Origin of the sequence: Thermonema sp. (assembly GCF_026003375.1) — a bacterium.
Lineage (GTDB): Bacteria > Bacteroidota > Bacteroidia > Cytophagales > Thermonemataceae > Thermonema > Thermonema rossianum.
Genome location: NZ_BPHD01000001.1, coordinates 272,711 through 290,424, shown reverse-complemented (window position 1 = coordinate 290,424; position 17,714 = coordinate 272,711). Strand labels below are relative to the sequence as shown.

Here is a 17,714-nt window from a genome sequence, read left to right as displayed (position 1 = left end):
TGCCTTTGAAAATTGCTAATTATTCAGACAAAGGGGCGTGTATGTCCGGCGGGTGGTATGTGCATTTCCTGCGCATCTGCGGCACCCACTCCACACCGTTCCAGAGTAATTCTTCATAACGCAGCGGGCGCCCTTCCGCATCGTAAGTGTAGCGAAACAACTGTTTTCCTGTCAATTTGCGTATGTTTGTGTATTGATTAATGATTGAGTCGATCTGTATTTTTTCGATCAGCAAGCCTTTGGTATCATACTGGAAACGGCGGCGGCTCAAGGAGTAAGTGGTGGGCAAATAAGGATCTACTTCTATTTCCTCCATCAGGCGGTTTTGTGTATCAAAAACCCAATACACAGACTTTTTTTCTTTCATCATAAGCCATATGTTCTCTGCCTGCTTTTTGGGCAGTTGTGTAAGGGGCTCTGCGGGAGGCAACAGTTCGTACCAGGCAGCCTGCTCTATCGGAAAGGGCCACACTACGGTATAGCCCACCTTACTTATTTGCTCATTGGCTATTTTGTAAATGCTTGCCTCAATTTGTGTAAAGGGCACAACAGCCGTTGCCGGCAAATAACGAAAGGTTACGCGACGGCCGATGTAGCCTTCGTCGTCATGGTAGATGTAAAAAGCAGAGAAGCGGTTTAAAGAGTCATAGTCAAAAAAAATATGACGATTGTGGGCGCGCAAACGCCCTTGTGCATCATAACCCAAGAGATAGTCCTCCTGCAAGGTGTCGTTGCGTTGCTCATACATGGCCACGGTGGTACAACGGCAGCGTATCCATTGTTTTACGAGTGCCAGCTGCTGTGCACGCGGCCTGTCAATCACACGCGGGGGCGGCGAAAAGATATGCTCCCCATAAATCATTGCCATAATAAAGAGCATAAGCCCTACCATGCCGCCGCTAAGCCACAAGATGTGGGACTTATACTCTTTAAGCATCGTAAGCAAATCATGCATCGGCTTGCTCACGTTCTATGTTTGCCAGTAGCGCCTGTAAGATGCGTTGTGCTGCCACGGCAATGATGGTGCCCGGTCCGAAGACGGCAGTAGCACCGGCTTTGTACAAAAAGTCGAAATCTTGGGGTGGTATCACACCGCCCACTACCACCAATATGTCTTCGCGTTCTATGTTCTTGAGTTCTTCAATCAACTGAGGGACGAGGGTTTTGTGTCCACCGGCAAGACTCGACACGCCCACCACATGCACATCGTTTTCGGCGGCTTGCCGCGCCACTTCTTCCGGAGTTTGGAAGAGCGGTCCCACGTCCACGTCGAAGCCTAAGTCGGCAAAGCTCGTAGCGATGACTTTGGCGCCGCGGTCGTGCCCGTCCTGTCCCATTTTGGCAATCATGATGCGGGGGCGTCGCCCTTCCAGCTCGGCAAAACGGTCGGACATTTCTTGGGCTGCCCGGAAGTGCTCATCGTCAGACACTTCGGCGGCATAGACACCCGAAATAGAGCGTATCATGGCTTTGTAGCGCCCAAATACTTTTTCCAGGGCATAGGATATTTCGCCTAAGGTAGCACGGCGGCGGGCGGCTTCTACTGCCAACTCCAGCAGGTTGCCTTCGCCTGTTTGTGCACAGCGTGTGAGCGCTTCGAGGGCTTGTTGCACGGCTTTTTCGTCACGGCTCGCTTTCACGCGGCGGATGCGCTCGATTTGTTTTTGACGCACGGCAGTATTGTCCACTTCCAGAATATCGATATCGGGCTCGTCTTCTACTCTAAACTTATTGACGCCCAAAATAATGTCTTTGCCTGCGTCGATGCGTGCCTGCTTTTTGGCAGCGGCTTCTTCGATACGCATTTTGGGCAAGCCGGTTTCCATGGCTTTGGTCATACCGCCCAGCTCTTCTATTTCGCGGATATGCTCCCATGCCCGGCGGCATAGTTCCATGGTCAGGGCTTCTATGTAGTAGCTGCCGCCCAAGGGGTCCACGGTGCGGGTGATGTCCGTTTCCAATTGAAGCAACAATTGCGTATTGCGGGCGATGCGTGCCGAAAAGTCGGTAGGCAGGGCAATGGCTTCGTCGAGCGAGTTGGTATGCAACGACTGCGTATGCCCCAAGGCAGCCGCCAATGCTTCGATGCAGGTGCGCGCCACGTTGTTGAAAGGGTCTTGGGCGGTCAGGCTCCATCCCGACGTCTGGCAGTGTGTGCGCAAAGCCATTGATTTGGGGTTCTTGGGATTGAACTGCTTGACGATGGTTGCCCACAGCAAGCGCGCCGCGCGCATTTTGGCTATCTCCATGAAATGGTTCATGCCAATAGCCCAGAAGAAAGACAGACGCGGCGCGAAGTCGTCGATGTCCAGGCCTGCTTTCAAACCGGTGCGTATATATTCCAAGCCGTCGGCCAGGGTATAAGCCAGCTCGAGGTCGGCAGTGGCACCGGCTTCTTGCATATGGTAGCCACTGATACTGATGGAATTGAATTTGGGCATATACTTTGCCGTATAGGCAAAAATGTCGCCTATGATGCGCATGCTTTCAGCCGGCGGGTAGATGTAGGTATTGCGCACCATGAATTCTTTCAAGATGTCGTTTTGTATGGTGCCAGACAGTTTCTCTTGACTTACGCCCTGTTCCTCAGCCGCCACTATATAAAAAGCCATGACAGGCAACACCGCCCCATTCATGGTCATCGATACCGACATTTGGTCCAGGGGGATGCCGTCGAAAAGTATTTTCATGTCTTCGACGGTATCTATGGCCACGCCGGCTTTGCCCACATCGCCTACCACACGGGGGTGGTCTGAGTCATAACCCCGGTGGGTGGCCAGATCAAAAGCCACCGATAATCCTTTTTGCCCGGCAGCCAGGTTGCGCCGGTAAAAAGCATTCGACTCCTCGGCAGTAGAGAAGCCCGCATATTGACGGATGGTCCATGGACGTTGCACATACATGCTTGGATAAGGACCGCGCAAATAGGGCGGCGCCCCTGCAATGAAGTGCCGCGTGGGCAGCCCTTCTATGTCGGCAAGTGCATAAACCGATTTTATATGGATGCCTTCGGCTGTTTTCCATGCTTCGGCTGAAGGTGAAGAAACAGTTTCTTCATTCAAGAAATCCCAGTTCCAGGCTTCATCAGATAAAATACGCTCCATAACGGTCGGCTATTCGTTTTCGGACAAAGATACAATTTATCCTTCTAAGAGTACCAAACACAAATTTGGTCTAAGGGTTTGCGCTTGATGTCGGGCACATAGGTTTCATCGGCAGGGTAGCCCACGGGAATCAGCAAGAAAGGGCGCTCATTGTCGGGGCGTTCCAATAGCTTGCTCAAAAAGTTCATGGGGCTTGGTGTGTGGGTCAGTGCCACCAAACCGGCATGATGCAATGCCATGAGCAGCATGCCACAGGCCAATCCTACCGACTCGGTTACATAATAGTTTTGCCGTTTTACGCCTTCTTCATCCGGCTCATAAATGCGCTTAAAGACGACAATCAAATAAGGAGCCGTTTCCAGAAAAGGTTTTTGCCAGTCGGTGCCCAAGTGAGCCAGGTCTTGAAGCCAGGTTTCACTCATGCGCCCATGGTAGTTTTCATACTCTTCGCGCTCGGCGGCTTCGCGGATGGCTTTCTTGAGCATGGGGTTTTCCACCACACAGAAAGTCCAAGGCTGTTTGTTGGCTCCGGAAGGCGCCGTAGAAGCCGTACGGATGGCATATTCAATCACTTCGCGGGGTACAGGCCTGTCGGAAAAGTCGCGCACCGTACGGCGCCGGTTGGCCCATTCAAAAAATGCTTTTGCGCGCGCTTTCATTTCCTCGGGCGGATAGGTTTCTTTTTCATAGCGCACGAACCAGTAATCCCCTATTTTTTTTCGTTCGTTCATGTTCAAGCGATGGTTTCTTGTTGAATGCTATATGCGTAACAATTGCCCGGCTTGCAGCACACGAATGGTGTTGCCCTTCACTTCTATAAGGTTTTCCGATTTCAAGTCGGATAGCGTGCGGATAAGTGTTTCCTTGGCAATGCCTACAATGTTTGCCAGCTCTTCGCGGGAAAGATGCACTTCGGCATTGAAGTCGTCTTCTGCCAGCTTCACCAAGGCTTTGGCTACACGCCGGCGCACCGAATCGTATGCCATCTGAAGCAGGTTTTCTTCCTTTTCTTTCACTGCGCCGGCCAACATTTTTACCATGCGCACTGCCACGGCCGGGTTGCCGGATATGAGGTGCACGAAATCTTCTTTGGGGATGAGCAGCAGTTCCGTATCTTGCAGGGCTTCGGCCGTGTCGTTGTGTTTGTCGCCGGCCATCACGTCCAGGTATCCGAAGAAATCGCCGGGCTTGTAAACGGCCGTAATCAATTCTTTGCCTTCCGGATTGACGCGGAAGGTCTTCACCTCCCCTTCTTCTACCAAATACACAAAATGAGCGACTTCACCTTCCCAATAAATGCTCTCCTTTTTCTTATAGGTTTTGGTTTTATATTCTTCGGGACGCAGCAGGTCTATCCATTGTTTGGCATCTTGCGCAAAATTTTTCATGCCTTCGGCTGTATTGGCATAGTGCTTCTGCAGGATTTCTTGCTTGCGGAAGCGGGCTTCCACGGCTTCGAGCAGCTCACTTTCTTCGAAAGGTTTGGTCAAGTAGTCGTCTGCGCCCAGGCTCATGCCCTTGCGTATGTCGCTGCGCTCGGTTTTGGCTGTAAGAAAAATGAAAGGAATGGAAGCGGTCTCCGGTTTTTGTGCCAGTATTTTCAGGACACTGTAACCATCGAGCTCCGGCATCATGATGTCGCAAATAATCAAGTCGGGCAACAGACTTTGGGCTTTTTCCAAGCCTTCTTTTCCGTTGCGTGCTCCTTCGGCTTCATAGCCCGAGAGCGAAAGGATTTCTATGATATTCTCGCGAATATCTTCGTGGTCTTCTATTACGAGTATTTTTTTGCTCATAGACGTGGAATGGTTAAATAAAATACGGTTCCTTCGTTTTCGCGGCTTTGAAAGGCTATATCGCCGCCAATCAAATCTACATATTTTTTTACGATGTGTAAACCTAAACCGGTGCCCGATACGTTGGATGCATTGCCTGCCCGGAAAAAGCGGCTAAACACATATTTCTGCTCTTCCTGTGGAATGCCAATGCCGTAATCCCTTACTTCGATGCGCAGCTTTTCGCCTGCCGCGTCCACTTGCACTTGCAGCTCAACGTCTTTTTCGGAATACTTCAAGGCGTTGCTTAGCAAGTTGGTTAAGATGTTTTTCAATATGCGCTCGTCTTGTGTCCAAGCCAAAGTATCGCCGGGCATTTTGCAGACGATATGCTGGTTTTCTTTACATAAAGGGGTCAGCTCTTCGCGCAAGTCAGCAACCAAGGCTACGATGTCTATCGATTTGGGCTGTACGCTCTCTTTGCCTTCTTCTATTTTACTTAAAGAGAGAAACTCATTGAGAATGGCATTGAGGCTTTGCACCGACTTTTGGATACGTTGCACATGTTTAAGACGCTGCGGCTGCTGCTCGGTTTTGTCGTAGCGGGCAATCAATGAAGCCGAAGACAAGATGGCACTCAAAGGGGTGCGGAACTCGTGCGAAGCCATGGCCACAAAACGGGATTTCAGCTCGTTCAGTTCTTTTTCTTTTTCCAATGCCTGTTTTACCTGTTGGTAAGCTTCCCGCAGCTGCCGGGTGCGCTCCTCTACCCGCTTTTCGAGGTATTCGTTCAGTAGTTTGATTTCATACAGGTTTTTGGCATGCTGCATTGAATAACGCACGGCGCGCTCGAGTTGGTCGGCATCGAAGCGCCCTTTCACCAAGTAGTCAGCTGCACCGGCCAACATGGCTTGCTCGTCTATGGACGGGTCATTCTGCCCGGTAAGCAATATCAGGGGCTGAGTACAGCCTTCTTCCACGGCTTTGCGAATGAAGGTAAGGCCGTCGTGTACGCCCAAAAGGTAATCGACCAAATACACGTCATAGCTGCCACTTTTTACGGCTTCCCATGCCTGCTTGATGTCGGGCGTCCATTCCACGGTGTAGCGCGTGCCGCGAAAAGGGATATCTTCCACCACATCCCGCAGAATCAAATAATCTTCTTCGTCATCATCAATCAATAATATGCTTATTTGTTGCTCTATCATATCAAATGTGGTTGTTTTCGACTTATGCAGAAGGTTGTTTCCGTGGCAGGTGTATGACAAAAGTAGCCCCTTCGCCTTCCCGGGCACGTGCTTCGATGCGCCCCCCATGCTGCTCTACAATTTTTTTACAAATAGCCAAACCAATGCCTGTTCCCTCATGGTCATGGTGCAAGCGGCGAAAGATGACAAAGATTTTATCGGCAAACTGTTCATCGAAGCCTATGCCATTGTCGCTTACTTCTATTTTTATCCACTCTTTTCCTTCCTGCTCGCAGTAAGCAGCCCGGACACGTACATGTGGCGGCACGCCTTCTTTTTGAAATTTCAATGCGTTGCTCAATAAGTTCAAAAGCAGCTGATGCATCTGGCGCCTGCTTGCCTCAAAAGAAAGCTGCCCACCTTCTATTTCGACTGCCGCCCGGCGCTGTTCTATTTGCCATTCCAGGTCTGTAAGCACTTCTGCCATCACTTCGTCAAGAGAGAGTGTTTCATAAGGCTGGCGGCGTGTGGTAATTCTCGAAAACAGCAGCAGGTCTTCAATTAAACGCTGCATGCGCTCACCGGCATTCAACATGCGTTCCAGGTAATTGCGCCCTTGTTCTGAGAGCCTGTCCGCTTCTTTCTTCAATATGCGTTCACCAAAAGCCTGTATTTTGCGCAGAGGTTCTTGCAAATCATGTGATACGATGTAGGCAAAGCTTTCCAACTCCTGATTGCTTCGCTCCAAAGCTTTGGCATATTCCCGCACCTTTTGCTCGGCTGCCTTCTGTTCGCTCATGTCACGTACAATGCCGGTAAAGATACGGCGCCCATTCACCATGCCTTCTCCCACACTCAGAAAAAAGGGGAAAATGCTGCCATCTTTGCGCTGCCCCAACACTTCGCGCCCAATACCGATGATGCGTTTTTCGCCCGTGCGCAAATAACGCGCAATATACTCGTCATGTGCCGAACGATAAGGTTCCGGCATCAAAATGCTGATGTTCTTGCCTATGACTTCGCCGGGTTCGTAACCAAAGATGCGACTCGCCGAGTGGTTAAACGTTTCGATAATACCATGTTCGTCAATAGTAACAATACCATCTACCGCACTTTCTATAATCATCTGTAAGCGGGTCAATAATTCTTCCTGGCTTTGGTCGTCGTAGTAAGAAGACATGCGCAAAAGTGTTTTTTTATTTTCCGGGTCGCAGTAAAAAATTACATAAAAGTAGCATTCTTTTTACAAGCAGGCAGGGAATATAACGTTTTTCTTTTGGTAAATTAAAGCAGGCATAAGCCGGAGAAGAAAAAGACAGCAAAATAAACACAAAGCCAAACAACAATTCAATGTTGATACATTGATTTTGTTTTTTCATTTAAGCACTATATATTTGCATTGTAAACCTAAAAATAAAATAAGCGATGAAAAAGTTATTTTATGCACTTAGCATTGTAGCCATAAGCGGCTTGTTGTTCAGCTGCGAAAGCACTCCTGAAAGTGACAAAGCCGAAACCGGCGAAGCACAAGCCAAGACCGAAGAACAAGCCCAAGAAGAGGCACAGGCTGTTACCTATGCCGTAGATTTGGAAAACAGCCGGATCGATTGGATTGGCAGCAAAAAAATAGGAAGCCGCCACGAAGGTTTTCTCAAACTCAAAAGTGGTGAGCTGTACGTAAAAGGCAACGAAGTAGTAGGCGGCAAGTTCGTGGTAGACATGAACAGCCTGACAGTAACCGACCTGCCCGAAGGCAGCGAAGAAAACCAAAAGCTGACCGGCCATCTGAAAAGTGCCGATTTTTTTGAGGTAGAGACCTACCCGGAAGCCTCCTTTGAAATCACCGAAATCAAAGCATGGGACAACACCAAAGAGCGTGGCGAGGTAGATCCCAACTTTAGCATTGCCGACCCCACCCACGAAGTAAGCGGCAACTTGACCATCAAAGGGGTAACCAAAGGCGTGAGCTTCCCCGCCAAAATTACTGTTACCGACAATGGCGTGGAAGCCGTAGCTAAATTCAACATCAACCGCTACGATTGGAACATAAACTACGGCAAAGACCAAACCGTAGAAGATAAAATTATCAATCCCGAAATCAACTTAAGTATTACACTTAAAGCCAACAAGCAATAAGCGTCAGTTGTTTGGCATTGGGCATTGCCCCACGCACACAAAGTACCTTCTGCAGAAAGCTAAAAAGTCTCTGCAGAAGGTTTGTTTTTTCGGACGGAAGTTCTCACGGCTATTTCCTACTGCATTTGCTGCTGTTTTGAAAGCGCCCGTGCTGCCTTTACCAAGCCTTCCCGCTCTCTTTTATCTTTCTCCATAAAACTTTCCGGCATGGACAGCGCCCATTCGTACACTTGTTGATAGTACAGACTGCCTTTATAAGTCGAATTTCTCAACAATAAGCCAAAGGCAACTACTGTGGCAGCCCAACAAAAAAGCAGCTGCCACATATGACAACTGCTCCATTACAAAAGAAAAGGTGAGAGGTATTTTTGGACTCACCGCCGGCGCTCGCGCAACTCTTCCAACAACCAGCGGACAAACTCTTGCTCGGTCTTGTGCAGCTCAAACAGCTGCTCGGCTGTCAAATAAGACTTGAAGCGGCGATAATATTGCTCTTCCAGCTCTATTTCCCTTTTCTTGAGTGCCATATGCTGCTCTATGAAGGCATATAACTCGGCATCGGATGCCGTACGGCTCACACTTTCCGGCTTCAGGCGCCGGCGCTCCACGAGGAGCTGTTGACGAGCCCGCATGTATTCCTCATAGTCTTTCCAAAAACGCTCTTCTTGTTCGGGGCGCAAGCGTATGCGTGATTTGACAAACTCCTTGCGTGCTTCCACAATTTGCTGCCAACGGCCTCCGCCGGGTCCTTGGGCATGCGCGGGGGTGTTTATGCCTGCCAACAGCCAGTAAAAGACAGATATGATAAGGATACAAGCATTCAAAAGTCGATACATAGCCTACTGATTTTACTAATTTTTTTACAACTGCCGGGTCGATGACTCTATAGAATCATAGGTCGTTGGTTTGTGCTCTTCGGCCGGTAGCTGCCCGTCGTATTTCCATGTTTCTTGTTCTATTTCCAGCTCACCCATAATTTTCTCCCATTCATCTTCGGGCACTTCTTCAATCAAGCGCGACGAAGGCACCTCATGAGACAAATATTCTATCAATATTTGGTCATCTATGTTCTGAATCATGCGCTCATGCTTGGTGCTGTTGGGCGAGAACCAAAAGACCAAAGCGGCCAGCACCGCCACCGATACCGACACTGCCCAACGTGGCTGCATCAATACCCCTTGCAGCCTTGCATACCATGGGCGTCCTCTCTTTTTTGCCTCTATTCTGCGTTGTATGCGCTGCGGCAGCTCATCGAAGTAACCTTCCGGCACTTCAAAGAGGTTTTTTTTGCCTTCTTCATACCAACTCATCCTCTTTCTGTTTTTAAAGTACTTTTCTTTTTCAGTTTATTAGACACCTTTTGCATACGTAAGGTTTAATCTTCCTTTAAATATGCCTCTATTTTTTTGACTGCCCAGTGATAAGCCGCCTTCAAATTGCCCACCGTAGTACCCAACACTTCGGCTATTTCGTCATATTTCATGTCGTCGAAATATTTCATTTGAAACACAAGCCGTTGCTTTTCAGGCAGTCGAAGCATGGCTTTCTGGAGTTTGCGACTGATTTCATCGCCGCTGATGTAAGGGACGTTGTCCACCAGTTTCTCGAGCTGCTCTCCCACATTGATTAGGGGCAAGCCCCAACGGCGCTTTTTTTTGTCCAGAAAGCGCAGCGTTTCATTGGTGGCAATGCGGTAAATCCAGGTGTAAAGTTTGGCGTCTTCCCTGAACTTATCTATGTTTTGCCATACCTTCACGAAGGTTTCTTGCGTCAGGTCGTCGGCATCTTCGTGGCTGATGACCATCCGCCTGATATGATGATATACTTGCTTTTGATATTTGCGCACCAACAGCTGAAACCCATATTGCCGGCTCTCTTCTTTTTTTATCAGTGCTAAAAGCTCCTTATCTTCCATATAAGCACGGTTACTTCAAGGCAAAAAAAGACCTGTGACTACAGGTCTTTTTCATCTTGCTTATTAGACCCTGCCGGGCGGCAAAGGTTTAAGAGGCATGAACAAATTTATTTTTTTCTTTCAAGTACGCGCTTGGCTGCTTCCACCACATGGCGGGTCGAAAGACCATATTTTTCCATGAGCTCTTCGGGCTTGCCGCTTTCACCGAATGAGTCGTTGACAGCTACCATCTCCATAGGTGCCGGCAGCCTGCGTGCCAGCAGCTGCGCAATGCTGTCACCCAATCCGCCATTGCGTTGGTGCTCTTCGGCAGTGACCACCGCCCGTGTCTTGCTGACGGCATCCAGCACCGCCTCTTCATCCAGGGGCTTAATGGTGTGTATATTGATAACTTCTGCGGATATGCCCTCTTTTGCCAGATGCTCTGCGGCTTCTATTGATTTCCAGACCATGTGGCCGGTAGCAAAAATGGTCAGGTCGGTACCGGGCAGCAAATGCAGCGCTTTTCCTATAACAAAAGGCATGTCTTCGGGGATAAACACCGGCACTTTGGGGCGCCCAAAACGCAAATATACCGGACCGTAATGCTCGGCGATGGCAATGGTAGCCGCCTTGGTCTGATTGTAATCGCAAGGATTGATAACCACCATGCCGGGCAGCATCTTCATCATACCGATGTCTTCCAAGATTTGGTGGGTGGCCCCGTCTTCGCCCAAGGTGATGCCCGCATGCGAAGCACATATTTTCACATTTTTATGCGAGTAGGCAATAGACTGCCGGATTTGGTCGTAAACACGCCCGGTCGAGAAGTTGGCAAAGGTACCGGTATAAGGGATTTTGCCGGCGATGCTCAAGCCGGCAGCAATGCCCATCATGTTGGCTTCGGCAATGCCCACTTCAAAAAAGCGCCCGGGAAATGCTTTTTGGAAAGCGGTCATCTTAAGCGAGCCGGTGAGGTCTGCACATAAAGCAACTACCTCGGGGTTTTGCTTGCCTACTTCAAGCAAGCCGTCGCCAAAGCCCGAACGGGTGTCTTTGTGCCCAAGTATTTGAAAAGATGTCATAATGAGAGCTTATTTTTTATGGTTGTGTTGGTTTCACCCGGGCAAATATAAAGCTTTTAAAGAGTTCCCTTGGTAGAAGGCAAGCGGTCATCTATGATTTCTACCGCCATACGCATGGCACGTGCCCAAGCCTTGAACAAAGCCTCTATTTGATGATGGTCGTTTTCGCCTTCCACCCTCATATATAAGTTGCACTGCGCCGCATGGCAAAAAGAGGCAAAGAAGTGTTTGACCATTTCGGTAGGCATGCCCCCCACACGCTCCCGGTGCCATTGGGCATGAAAATTCAAATAAGGGCGCCCGGAAAAGTCAACAGCCACCTGCGCTATGGTCTCGTCCATAGGCAGCAAAAAATGCCCGTAGCGCCGGATGCCCCACTTCTTTCCGAGTGCCTGCACAAAAGCCTGCCCCAGCGCCAAGGCGGTGTCTTCTATGGTATGGTGCTCGTCTATTTCCAGGTCGCCTTTCACTTCCAGCTGCAAGCCAAAGGCTGCATGGCGCGCCACCTGGTGCAACATATGGTCAAAAAAAGGAATGCCCGTTTGAATAACAGCTTCCGTGGGGGTATCCAAATCCAGAGCAACCACTATATCCGTTTCATTGGTTTGGCGGTGTATCTGTGCCCGGCGGCTCTTGTGCATCAACACATAGTCCGCCAGCCGGTACCAGTCATTACAAATCAGACGCAAGCAAGGGTATTGCTTTTTCAGCGCCTCCTCTTCGGCTTTCCATTTGCGGTATTTTTCTTCCTCTGCCGTGTATAAGATAGCTTGGCACCCCAAATTGGCCGCCAGCTGCACATCGCTCAGGCGGTCGCCCACCACAAACGAAGCGGCGAGGTCATACTCCTCGCTTTCCATGTAATGGGTCAACAGACCTGTGCGGGGCTTGCGTGTGGGTGCGTTTTCGTGCTCGAAGGTGCGGTCAATATGCACATCGAAAAAACGAATACCTTCCTGCTCAAAGGTTTGCATCATTTTTTGATGGGCAGGCCAAAAAGTATCTTCCGGAAAGGATTGGGTGCCCAGCCCGTCTTGGTTGGTCACCATGACCAAGAGGTAATCGCTTTGTGTAACCACACGATGCAGGGCAGTGATGACTTTTGGCACAAACTGAAGCTTTTCGAGGCTGTCCACCTGAAAGTCTTCCGGGGGCTCCACAATCAAGGTGCCGTCGCGGTCAAGGAAAAGAATTTTTTTCTTGCTATTCATGCTCATAGCCGGTTTATTGTTTTTTTGCCAAAGCTAAAAAATATTTTTTTAGCCCGGAAAGCCATTTTTATTTGCAAATGCCGTTACGAATCCCTACCTTTGTGTTTTAAAACATTTTTTATAAATCTTGAATCATTCCAAGCCGTTGCATTCCTTATTTGTCGCTTGCTGTTGTCATAGGGGAAGACACCGGCAAGGAAGATAAGGAAAACAAAGTATGCAACAATCTCAAAACTTTCAAGCGCTTGGGCTATCCGAAGCGATATGCTCAGCGGTACGCGACATGGGGTATGAAACCCCTTCTGACATTCAATCGCAAACCATCCCCTTTTTATTATCAGGCAGAGATGTCATTGGACAAGCCCAAACGGGCACCGGTAAAACAGCTGCCTTTGCGATTCCATTACTCGAAAGCATCGACCCCGAATTGGTAGCGCCGCAAGCCGTAGTGCTTTGCCCTACGCGCGAATTGGCAGTGCAGGTAGAACAAGAAATATACAAGCTCAGCAAATACCAAAAAGGCATTTACAGCCTGGCAATTTACGGCGGCGAGTCTATCGACAAGCAAATAAGAGCCCTCAAAAAAGGGGTGCACGTCATTGTTGGCACGCCCGGCCGTATGATTGACCACTTGCACCGTGGCACCCTCAAACTGGACCACGTGCGCATGATAGTGTTGGACGAAGCCGACGAAATGCTCAATATGGGCTTCCGTGAGGATATAGAACATATCTTGCAGCGCATGCCCGAAGAGAAACAAACGGTCTTTTTCTCGGCAACCATGCCCCGCCCCATTATGGAGCTCACCAAACGCTATCAGCAAAACCCCGAAATCATCAAGATTGCCCGCAAAGAGCTCACCGTAGAGCGTATCGAGCAATATTATTGTGAGGTAAAAGAGCCGCTGAAACCGCAACTGATTGCCCGCTTTATTCAAGCCTATGGTTATGAACTAAGTGTCATCTTTTGCAACATGAAGCGTACCGCCGACGAGGTGGCCGACTCTCTTAACCGCTTAGGCATACGCGCCGAAGTCATCCATGGCGACCTCTCACAAGCACAGCGCGACAAGGTGATGCGCCAATTCCGCAATAGCAATTGCCAAGTGCTGGTTGCTACCGACGTGGCGGCGCGCGGTATCGATGTAGAGAACGTGGAGGCGGTCTTTAACTATGACCTGCCCTTGGATGAGGAGTACTATGTGCATCGCATCGGGCGAACCGGTAGAGCCGGAAGGCATGGCGTGGCCATCAACCTCGTGTCTTCACGCAAAGACCAATATCGCCTGCGCGACATTGAGCGCTACACCAAAGGCAAAATCAACAAAATAGACCCGCCCACCAGGCAGGATATCCTTGCATTTCACTTAAAGAAATTACAAGCTGAAATAGAAAACCTTCAAGCAGCGCAGCCTCATGATGAAATCAAAACGGCACTGCATGCGCTATACGAAGCAGGCATAAGTGCCGAAGAGGTAGCCATGGTGTTGTTGCAAAAACAATTGGGGCACCTGCTAAAAGAAGAACAAGAAGTAAGCTTCCGGCCGGAAAAGACGTCGTTTTCGTCCAATGGCTACAACCAAGACCTCACCCGCAAGAAGCGTAAAAGCCGCAACCGGGACAACGGTCCCATGACACGCCTCTTTTTAAGTGTAGGTAAAAAAGACAGAGTGCGCCCCAACGACATCGTAGGTGCCATTGCCGGCGAAACAGGTATTCCGGGCAAAAGCATCGGTGAGATTGAACTGCTCGATAACTTCTCGTTTGTGGAAGTGCCACAAGATGTTGCTCAGATGGTTGTGCGGGAGATGCAAAACCGCCAAATCAAAGGCAAACGGGTAAATATTGAAGTGTCAGAAGGCAGCAAGAAAAAACGACGCCCGCGCATCAAACAATAGCCCGGCTCTTTTAAAACATAAAAAACAAGACAAAGCCCTCCGGGGCTTTTCTTGCTTTAGAAAGTAAAAAATCACTTCCGGACATCCATAAATTTTGAGAAGGCATATATAAAAACAGCCTGCCGGCTCGTTATTACCATACAAAGCAAAAAAGTAAGAAAAAACTTTACTTCAGATTTATTGTCAAATACTAAAAAAGAACAAAGTGAAAAAGAGTATGTATGCACGGCTATTACTCATGATGGGCTTGATGCTGAGTGCATCGAGCCTGTGGGCACAAGGCAAGGTAAGCGGCAGAGTGGTAGACAGCGAAGGCAAGCCCCTCCCCTATGCTACCATTGTTGGTACCATTCCACAAGAAGCACAAGCTTTTACAGGCGCAACCAGTGATGAAGAAGGTTACTTCACGCTGGCTTTCCCCCGTAATGGGAAATATCAAATCACCATTGAATTCATTGGTTATCAAAGCTACAAGAAAACAATAGAAATTGCAGGCAAAGACATTCAGTTAGGCACCATCACTCTGCGGCAAGATGCGCAAGCACTCGAAGAGGTAGAAGTGGTTGCCGAAAAAGAAATGATGCAAACGGGGATTGGTACCCTTACCTATGAAGTCAGCAAAGATTTGGTCAATGCCGGCGGTTCGGCAACAGACGTGCTGCGCAATATCCCCTCGGTACAAGTCGATGAAAACGGGGCACTCAGTTTGCGCGGCAGCCAAAATGTTACCATTTTAATCAACGGCAAGCAGTCAGCCCTCACAGGCACCAGCCGCCAGGCGGTGCTCGAGCGCATTCCTGCCTCTTCCATCGAGCGCATCGAAGTCATTACCAACCCCTCGGCCCGTTATGATGCCGATGGTGGGGCGGGTATCATCAATATTATTTTGAAAAGACCCAAAGACAGAGGGCTCAATGGAACGGCACAGCTGAGCATTGGCAACTATGACCGCTACAATGCAGGTGTGGACCTCAACTACCAAACACCCAAGTGGAATATTTACGGCAGCCTCAATGGGAGCCAAGACACCCGCATTGGCAATATCACCGTGCGCCGCGAGAACTTCCTGCCGGGCACCACGCCCTTCCTGAATCAGGATTGGGATTTCTACCGTATACGCCGCTCGGGCACTGCCACCGCCGGTATAGAGCATTTTATCAATGACAAGCACTCTTTGCGCTTGGAAGGAGTATATGGGCTGGAAGACTCCTACCAAAACCGCACAGTCTATAACGCAAGCCTGGATGCCGACCGTCAGCTGACGGACTACTTCTACCGTTATTCATGGGAAGATGAAAACGAAAACAACTATGGCGTGTCGCTGAATTATGACTGGCGCATCAAGGGTAGCGACCACAGCCTTAGCGCCTATGCCTCGTATAACCAAAACTGGGAAACCGAAGGAAGTGATTTTGAAGAAAACTATTTCCTTGCCGATGGCAGCTCCAACGGCGAAGATTTTTTCCAACGCTCAAGCAACAACAACAACAACGGCATGTGGGTATTCCAAGTGGACTATAAGCGCCCCATTCAAAAAAATATGAAGTTAGAAGCCGGTGCCAAAAGTATTATCCGGGAAATCAACCGTGATTTTCTCTTGCAAGACCGCCTGAGCAATGAGTGGGTCACCAATACCGGCTTTAGTAATGAATTCCGTTATCAAGAGCAAGTGCATGCAGCCTATGGGTTGTGGGCTGCCAGGATGGGCAAATGGGAAATGGAAGCCGGCCTGCGTGTAGAGCAAACCTACACCGAGTCTAAATTATTGAACACAGGTGAAACCTTCCGCTTAGATTATTTCAACCTGTTCCCCAGTGCTGCGGTCGTTTATAACATAGACGACGCCAAGAAGGTAAAAGTTACCTACAGCCGTCGTATCAACCGCCCTTCATTTCGGGACTTGAACCCCTTCCGTAGCTTCAGCAACCCCTTGGTGCAAAGAAGCGGGAACCCCTTCTTACGTCCTGAACTTACCCATTCGGCAGAAATAGGCTACCAACAAGACTGGGATAAATTCAACATTACCGTCAATACGTTCTACAAATACACGCAAGATGTCATCCAAGGCGTGTTGGGTCAGCAAAAAGGCGATACGGTCGTTTACTTCCCTCAAAACATTGCTTCTTCGCAAAACTATGGCGGTGAGCTCATCTTGAACTTTCAACCCTCAAGCAAGCTGAACTGGAACATAAGCGGTTCGTATTACCGCCTCATCATCGACGGCAGCAACCTCGACGAATCGGTGCTCAATGATGCCTATGCCTGGGATGTGCGCACGATGCTTACCCTTTCGCTGCCCGGCGACTGGCGCCTGCAAGGCAACTTGTTTTACCGTTCCCCCTCGGCTACGGCACAGGGCACCCGCTTTGCTTTCTTTATGAATGGCATAGGCGTAAGCAAAAAAGTACTGCAGCAAAACGGCACCCTCAGCCTGAATGTGCGCGATATAGCTCAAAGCATGCGCTTCGGCAGTGAGCGCCGCACCGATGCTCTTTATAACTACTTCGAATTTAGAGGGAATACACGTACCATCATGTTCAGCTTCCAATACACCTTCGGCAAACAACTCAAACGCCGGCAGAACCGCAACCGGAATGGCGACTTCGACGGCGGTGATTTCGATGGCGGCGAGGGCATGTAATCGCATGGTTTAAAAAACAGAAAAGCTACCCCGCGAGGTAGCTTTTTTCATGGTGTCAAGCTTCAAAATGAGCCTTACATAAAGCCAAAGTTACTGCTTGAATACGCCACAGCCGGGGCTATGCCAACACTTCTTCTTCCGAAAACGTGCATTCATATAGTTTCTGCACGACTGTTTGTATATGCTGCCAGTCTTCCTCATCACACAGCAGCCCCTCAGAAGGCATGAAGAGTTCTTTTAAGCCTAAGGCATATTTTCTCATAAAATGGGGCGCCAGGTGCGTGGCTATGCGTTGCCATGCTACCGGTGACAGCTTTTGTTCACAAACTTCCTTGATTTTCACGATCTGTATCATCTTTCTTTCCCTTAGGTAAATCCTTTATTTTTCTATTTTCTTTTGCTTCAAGCCAAGTCATTGAGCGGTGCATCTGTTTTGTACAACTCCCGGATGGCGTCGCATATGGCAGCCAAGTCTTCTCCTTCCAAGTTCATGTCTGACGGTGGGTTTTGTAGTTCTTTAATGCTATAGCCTTTATCTCTAAGGCGGGCATAGGCCTGCAGAGCTATCCGCTGCCACGCCATCGGTGAAAGGTCGCGTTCGCACCACTGTTTTAGAAGAAGAAGATTGGCTTTCATGAATTTAATTTTGTTTAATTTCTAACATAAAGATACAAACAGCATTTTCTCAAAGACGCTGCTTTCTACAAAAGCACGCTTTGTAGCGATAAAAGACAACCGGCGCTCGACCAACGCTTTGCCTTTGCTTATTCGCTTTTTTAGGCAC

17 protein-coding genes are annotated in these 17,714 nt (G+C 49.1%); 3 read left to right on the top strand and 14 right to left on the bottom strand.

Annotation, left to right across the window (positions count from 1 at the left end):
• Positions 1–19: 19 nt before the first annotated feature.
• The 6 genes from QVE43_RS01285 to QVE43_RS01260 are packed head-to-tail and all read right to left on the bottom strand — an operon-like array spanning position 20 to position 7,246.
• Complete coding sequence (locus QVE43_RS01285; protein ID WP_288003937.1) at positions 20–967, bottom strand: hypothetical protein; 948 nt, start codon at positions 965–967, stop codon at positions 20–22.
• Positions 948–3,104, bottom strand: a complete 2,157-nt coding sequence (gene scpA / locus QVE43_RS01280) for a methylmalonyl-CoA mutase (RefSeq protein ID WP_288003935.1) — start codon at positions 3,102–3,104, stop codon at positions 948–950. The genes QVE43_RS01285 and scpA overlap by 20 nt, the downstream gene beginning before the upstream one ends.
• Positions 3,105–3,148: 44 nt before the next feature.
• Complete coding sequence (locus tag QVE43_RS01275) at positions 3,149–3,835, bottom strand: nitroreductase family protein (protein ID WP_288003933.1); 687 nt, start codon at positions 3,833–3,835, stop codon at positions 3,149–3,151.
• 27 nt (positions 3,836–3,862) lie between these two features.
• Positions 3,863–4,900, bottom strand: coding sequence for a response regulator (locus QVE43_RS01270; protein ID WP_288003931.1), 1,038 nt, complete (start codon positions 4,898–4,900; stop codon positions 3,863–3,865).
• Positions 4,897–6,087 carry an ATP-binding protein gene (locus tag QVE43_RS01265; RefSeq protein ID WP_288003929.1) on the bottom strand — a complete coding sequence of 397 codons (1,191 nt, stop codon included), beginning with the start codon at positions 6,085–6,087 and terminating at the stop codon, positions 4,897–4,899. The genes QVE43_RS01270 and QVE43_RS01265 overlap by 4 nt, the downstream gene beginning before the upstream one ends.
• 22 nt (positions 6,088–6,109) lie before the next feature.
• Positions 6,110–7,246, bottom strand: coding sequence for a PAS domain S-box protein (locus QVE43_RS01260; protein WP_288003928.1), 1,137 nt, complete (start codon positions 7,244–7,246; stop codon positions 6,110–6,112).
• A gap of 245 nt (positions 7,247–7,491) precedes the next feature.
• On the opposite strand from QVE43_RS01260, the gene QVE43_RS01255 reads away from it, so the two are divergent.
• A complete protein-coding gene (locus QVE43_RS01255; protein WP_288003926.1) occupies positions 7,492–8,202 on the top strand; it encodes a YceI family protein in 711 nt (236 codons plus the stop codon).
• Between the two features lie 116 nt (positions 8,203–8,318).
• On the opposite strand, the gene QVE43_RS01250 is transcribed toward QVE43_RS01255, so the two are convergent.
• From QVE43_RS01250 to hisB, 6 genes are all read right to left on the bottom strand, one after another.
• The gene (locus tag QVE43_RS01250) at positions 8,319–8,528 is read right to left on the bottom strand and encodes a hypothetical protein (RefSeq protein ID WP_038029624.1); all 210 of its coding nucleotides are present in this window, start codon (positions 8,526–8,528) and stop codon (positions 8,319–8,321) included.
• Between the two features lie 48 nt (positions 8,529–8,576).
• Positions 8,577–9,038: a hypothetical protein gene (locus tag QVE43_RS01245; RefSeq protein ID WP_288003924.1), complete on the bottom strand. Its 462-nt coding sequence runs from the start codon at positions 9,036–9,038 to the stop codon at positions 8,577–8,579.
• Positions 9,039–9,062: 24 nt separating this feature from the next.
• Entirely contained in the window at positions 9,063–9,512 is a 450-nt protein-coding gene (locus QVE43_RS01240; protein WP_288003923.1) for a hypothetical protein, read from the bottom strand.
• A gap of 65 nt (positions 9,513–9,577) precedes the next feature.
• Entirely contained in the window at positions 9,578–10,117 is a 540-nt protein-coding gene (locus tag QVE43_RS01235) for an RNA polymerase sigma factor (RefSeq protein ID WP_288003922.1), read from the bottom strand.
• A 107-nt stretch (positions 10,118–10,224) separates the two neighbouring features.
• Positions 10,225–11,181, bottom strand: a complete 957-nt coding sequence (locus QVE43_RS01230) for a transketolase family protein (RefSeq protein ID WP_288003921.1) — start codon at positions 11,179–11,181, stop codon at positions 10,225–10,227.
• A 56-nt stretch (positions 11,182–11,237) separates the two neighbouring features.
• Positions 11,238–12,392, bottom strand: coding sequence for a bifunctional histidinol-phosphatase/imidazoleglycerol-phosphate dehydratase HisB (gene hisB, locus QVE43_RS01225; protein WP_288003920.1), 1,155 nt, complete (start codon positions 12,390–12,392; stop codon positions 11,238–11,240).
• Positions 12,393–12,609: 217 nt separating this feature from the next.
• On the opposite strand from hisB, the gene QVE43_RS01220 reads away from it, so the two are divergent.
• Together QVE43_RS01220 and QVE43_RS01215 are read left to right on the top strand one after the other, a co-directional pair.
• A complete protein-coding gene (locus tag QVE43_RS01220; protein ID WP_288003919.1) occupies positions 12,610–14,289 on the top strand; it encodes a DEAD/DEAH box helicase in 1,680 nt (559 codons plus the stop codon).
• A gap of 205 nt (positions 14,290–14,494) precedes the next feature.
• Positions 14,495–16,930 (top strand): TonB-dependent receptor domain-containing protein, encoded by a 2,436-nt coding sequence (locus QVE43_RS01215; RefSeq protein WP_288003918.1) that lies wholly within the window; start codon positions 14,495–14,497, stop codon positions 16,928–16,930.
• A gap of 118 nt (positions 16,931–17,048) precedes the next feature.
• Here QVE43_RS01215 and QVE43_RS01210 read toward each other — a convergent pair whose 3' ends face one another.
• On the bottom strand, positions 17,049–17,285 hold the full coding sequence (locus QVE43_RS01210) for a hypothetical protein (protein ID WP_288003917.1): 237 nt from the start codon (positions 17,283–17,285) through the stop codon (positions 17,049–17,051).
• Positions 17,286–17,332: 47 nt separating this feature from the next.
• On the bottom strand, positions 17,333–17,566 hold the full coding sequence (locus QVE43_RS01205) for a hypothetical protein (RefSeq protein WP_288003916.1): 234 nt from the start codon (positions 17,564–17,566) through the stop codon (positions 17,333–17,335).
• Between the last annotated feature and the right edge of the window lie 148 nt (positions 17,567–17,714).

What these genes read in the sequence shown, in the direction of transcription:
- QVE43_RS01230 (WP_288003921.1), bottom strand. Translation starts at nt 11,181, where the DNA reads ATGACATCTTTTCAAATACTTGGGCACAAAGACACCCGTTCGGGCTTT.
- hisB (WP_288003920.1), bottom strand. Translation starts at nt 12,392, where the DNA reads ATGAATAGCAAGAAAAAAATTCTTTTCCTTGACCGCGACGGCACCTTG.
- QVE43_RS01265 (WP_288003929.1), bottom strand. Translation starts at nt 6,087, where the DNA reads ATGATAGAGCAACAAATAAGCATATTATTGATTGATGATGACGAAGAA.
- QVE43_RS01240 (WP_288003923.1), bottom strand. Translation starts at nt 9,512, where the DNA reads ATGAGTTGGTATGAAGAAGGCAAAAAAAACCTCTTTGAAGTGCCGGAA.
- QVE43_RS01250 (WP_038029624.1), bottom strand. Translation starts at nt 8,528, where the DNA reads ATGTGGCAGCTGCTTTTTTGTTGGGCTGCCACAGTAGTTGCCTTTGGC.
- QVE43_RS01205 (WP_288003916.1), bottom strand. Translation starts at nt 17,566, where the DNA reads ATGAAAGCCAATCTTCTTCTTCTAAAACAGTGGTGCGAACGCGACCTT.
- QVE43_RS01270 (WP_288003931.1), bottom strand. Translation starts at nt 4,900, where the DNA reads ATGAGCAAAAAAATACTCGTAATAGAAGACCACGAAGATATTCGCGAG.
- QVE43_RS01235 (WP_288003922.1), bottom strand. Translation starts at nt 10,117, where the DNA reads ATGGAAGATAAGGAGCTTTTAGCACTGATAAAAAAAGAAGAGAGCCGG.
- scpA (WP_288003935.1), bottom strand. Translation starts at nt 3,104, where the DNA reads ATGGAGCGTATTTTATCTGATGAAGCCTGGAACTGGGATTTCTTGAAT.
- QVE43_RS01260 (WP_288003928.1), bottom strand. Translation starts at nt 7,246, where the DNA reads ATGTCTTCTTACTACGACGACCAAAGCCAGGAAGAATTATTGACCCGC.
- QVE43_RS01210 (WP_288003917.1), bottom strand. Translation starts at nt 17,285, where the DNA reads ATGATACAGATCGTGAAAATCAAGGAAGTTTGTGAACAAAAGCTGTCA.
- QVE43_RS01275 (WP_288003933.1), bottom strand. Translation starts at nt 3,835, where the DNA reads ATGAACGAACGAAAAAAAATAGGGGATTACTGGTTCGTGCGCTATGAA.
- QVE43_RS01255 (WP_288003926.1), top strand. Translation starts at nt 7,492, where the DNA reads ATGAAAAAGTTATTTTATGCACTTAGCATTGTAGCCATAAGCGGCTTG.
- QVE43_RS01220 (WP_288003919.1), top strand. Translation starts at nt 12,610, where the DNA reads ATGCAACAATCTCAAAACTTTCAAGCGCTTGGGCTATCCGAAGCGATA.
- QVE43_RS01245 (WP_288003924.1), bottom strand. Translation starts at nt 9,038, where the DNA reads ATGTATCGACTTTTGAATGCTTGTATCCTTATCATATCTGTCTTTTAC.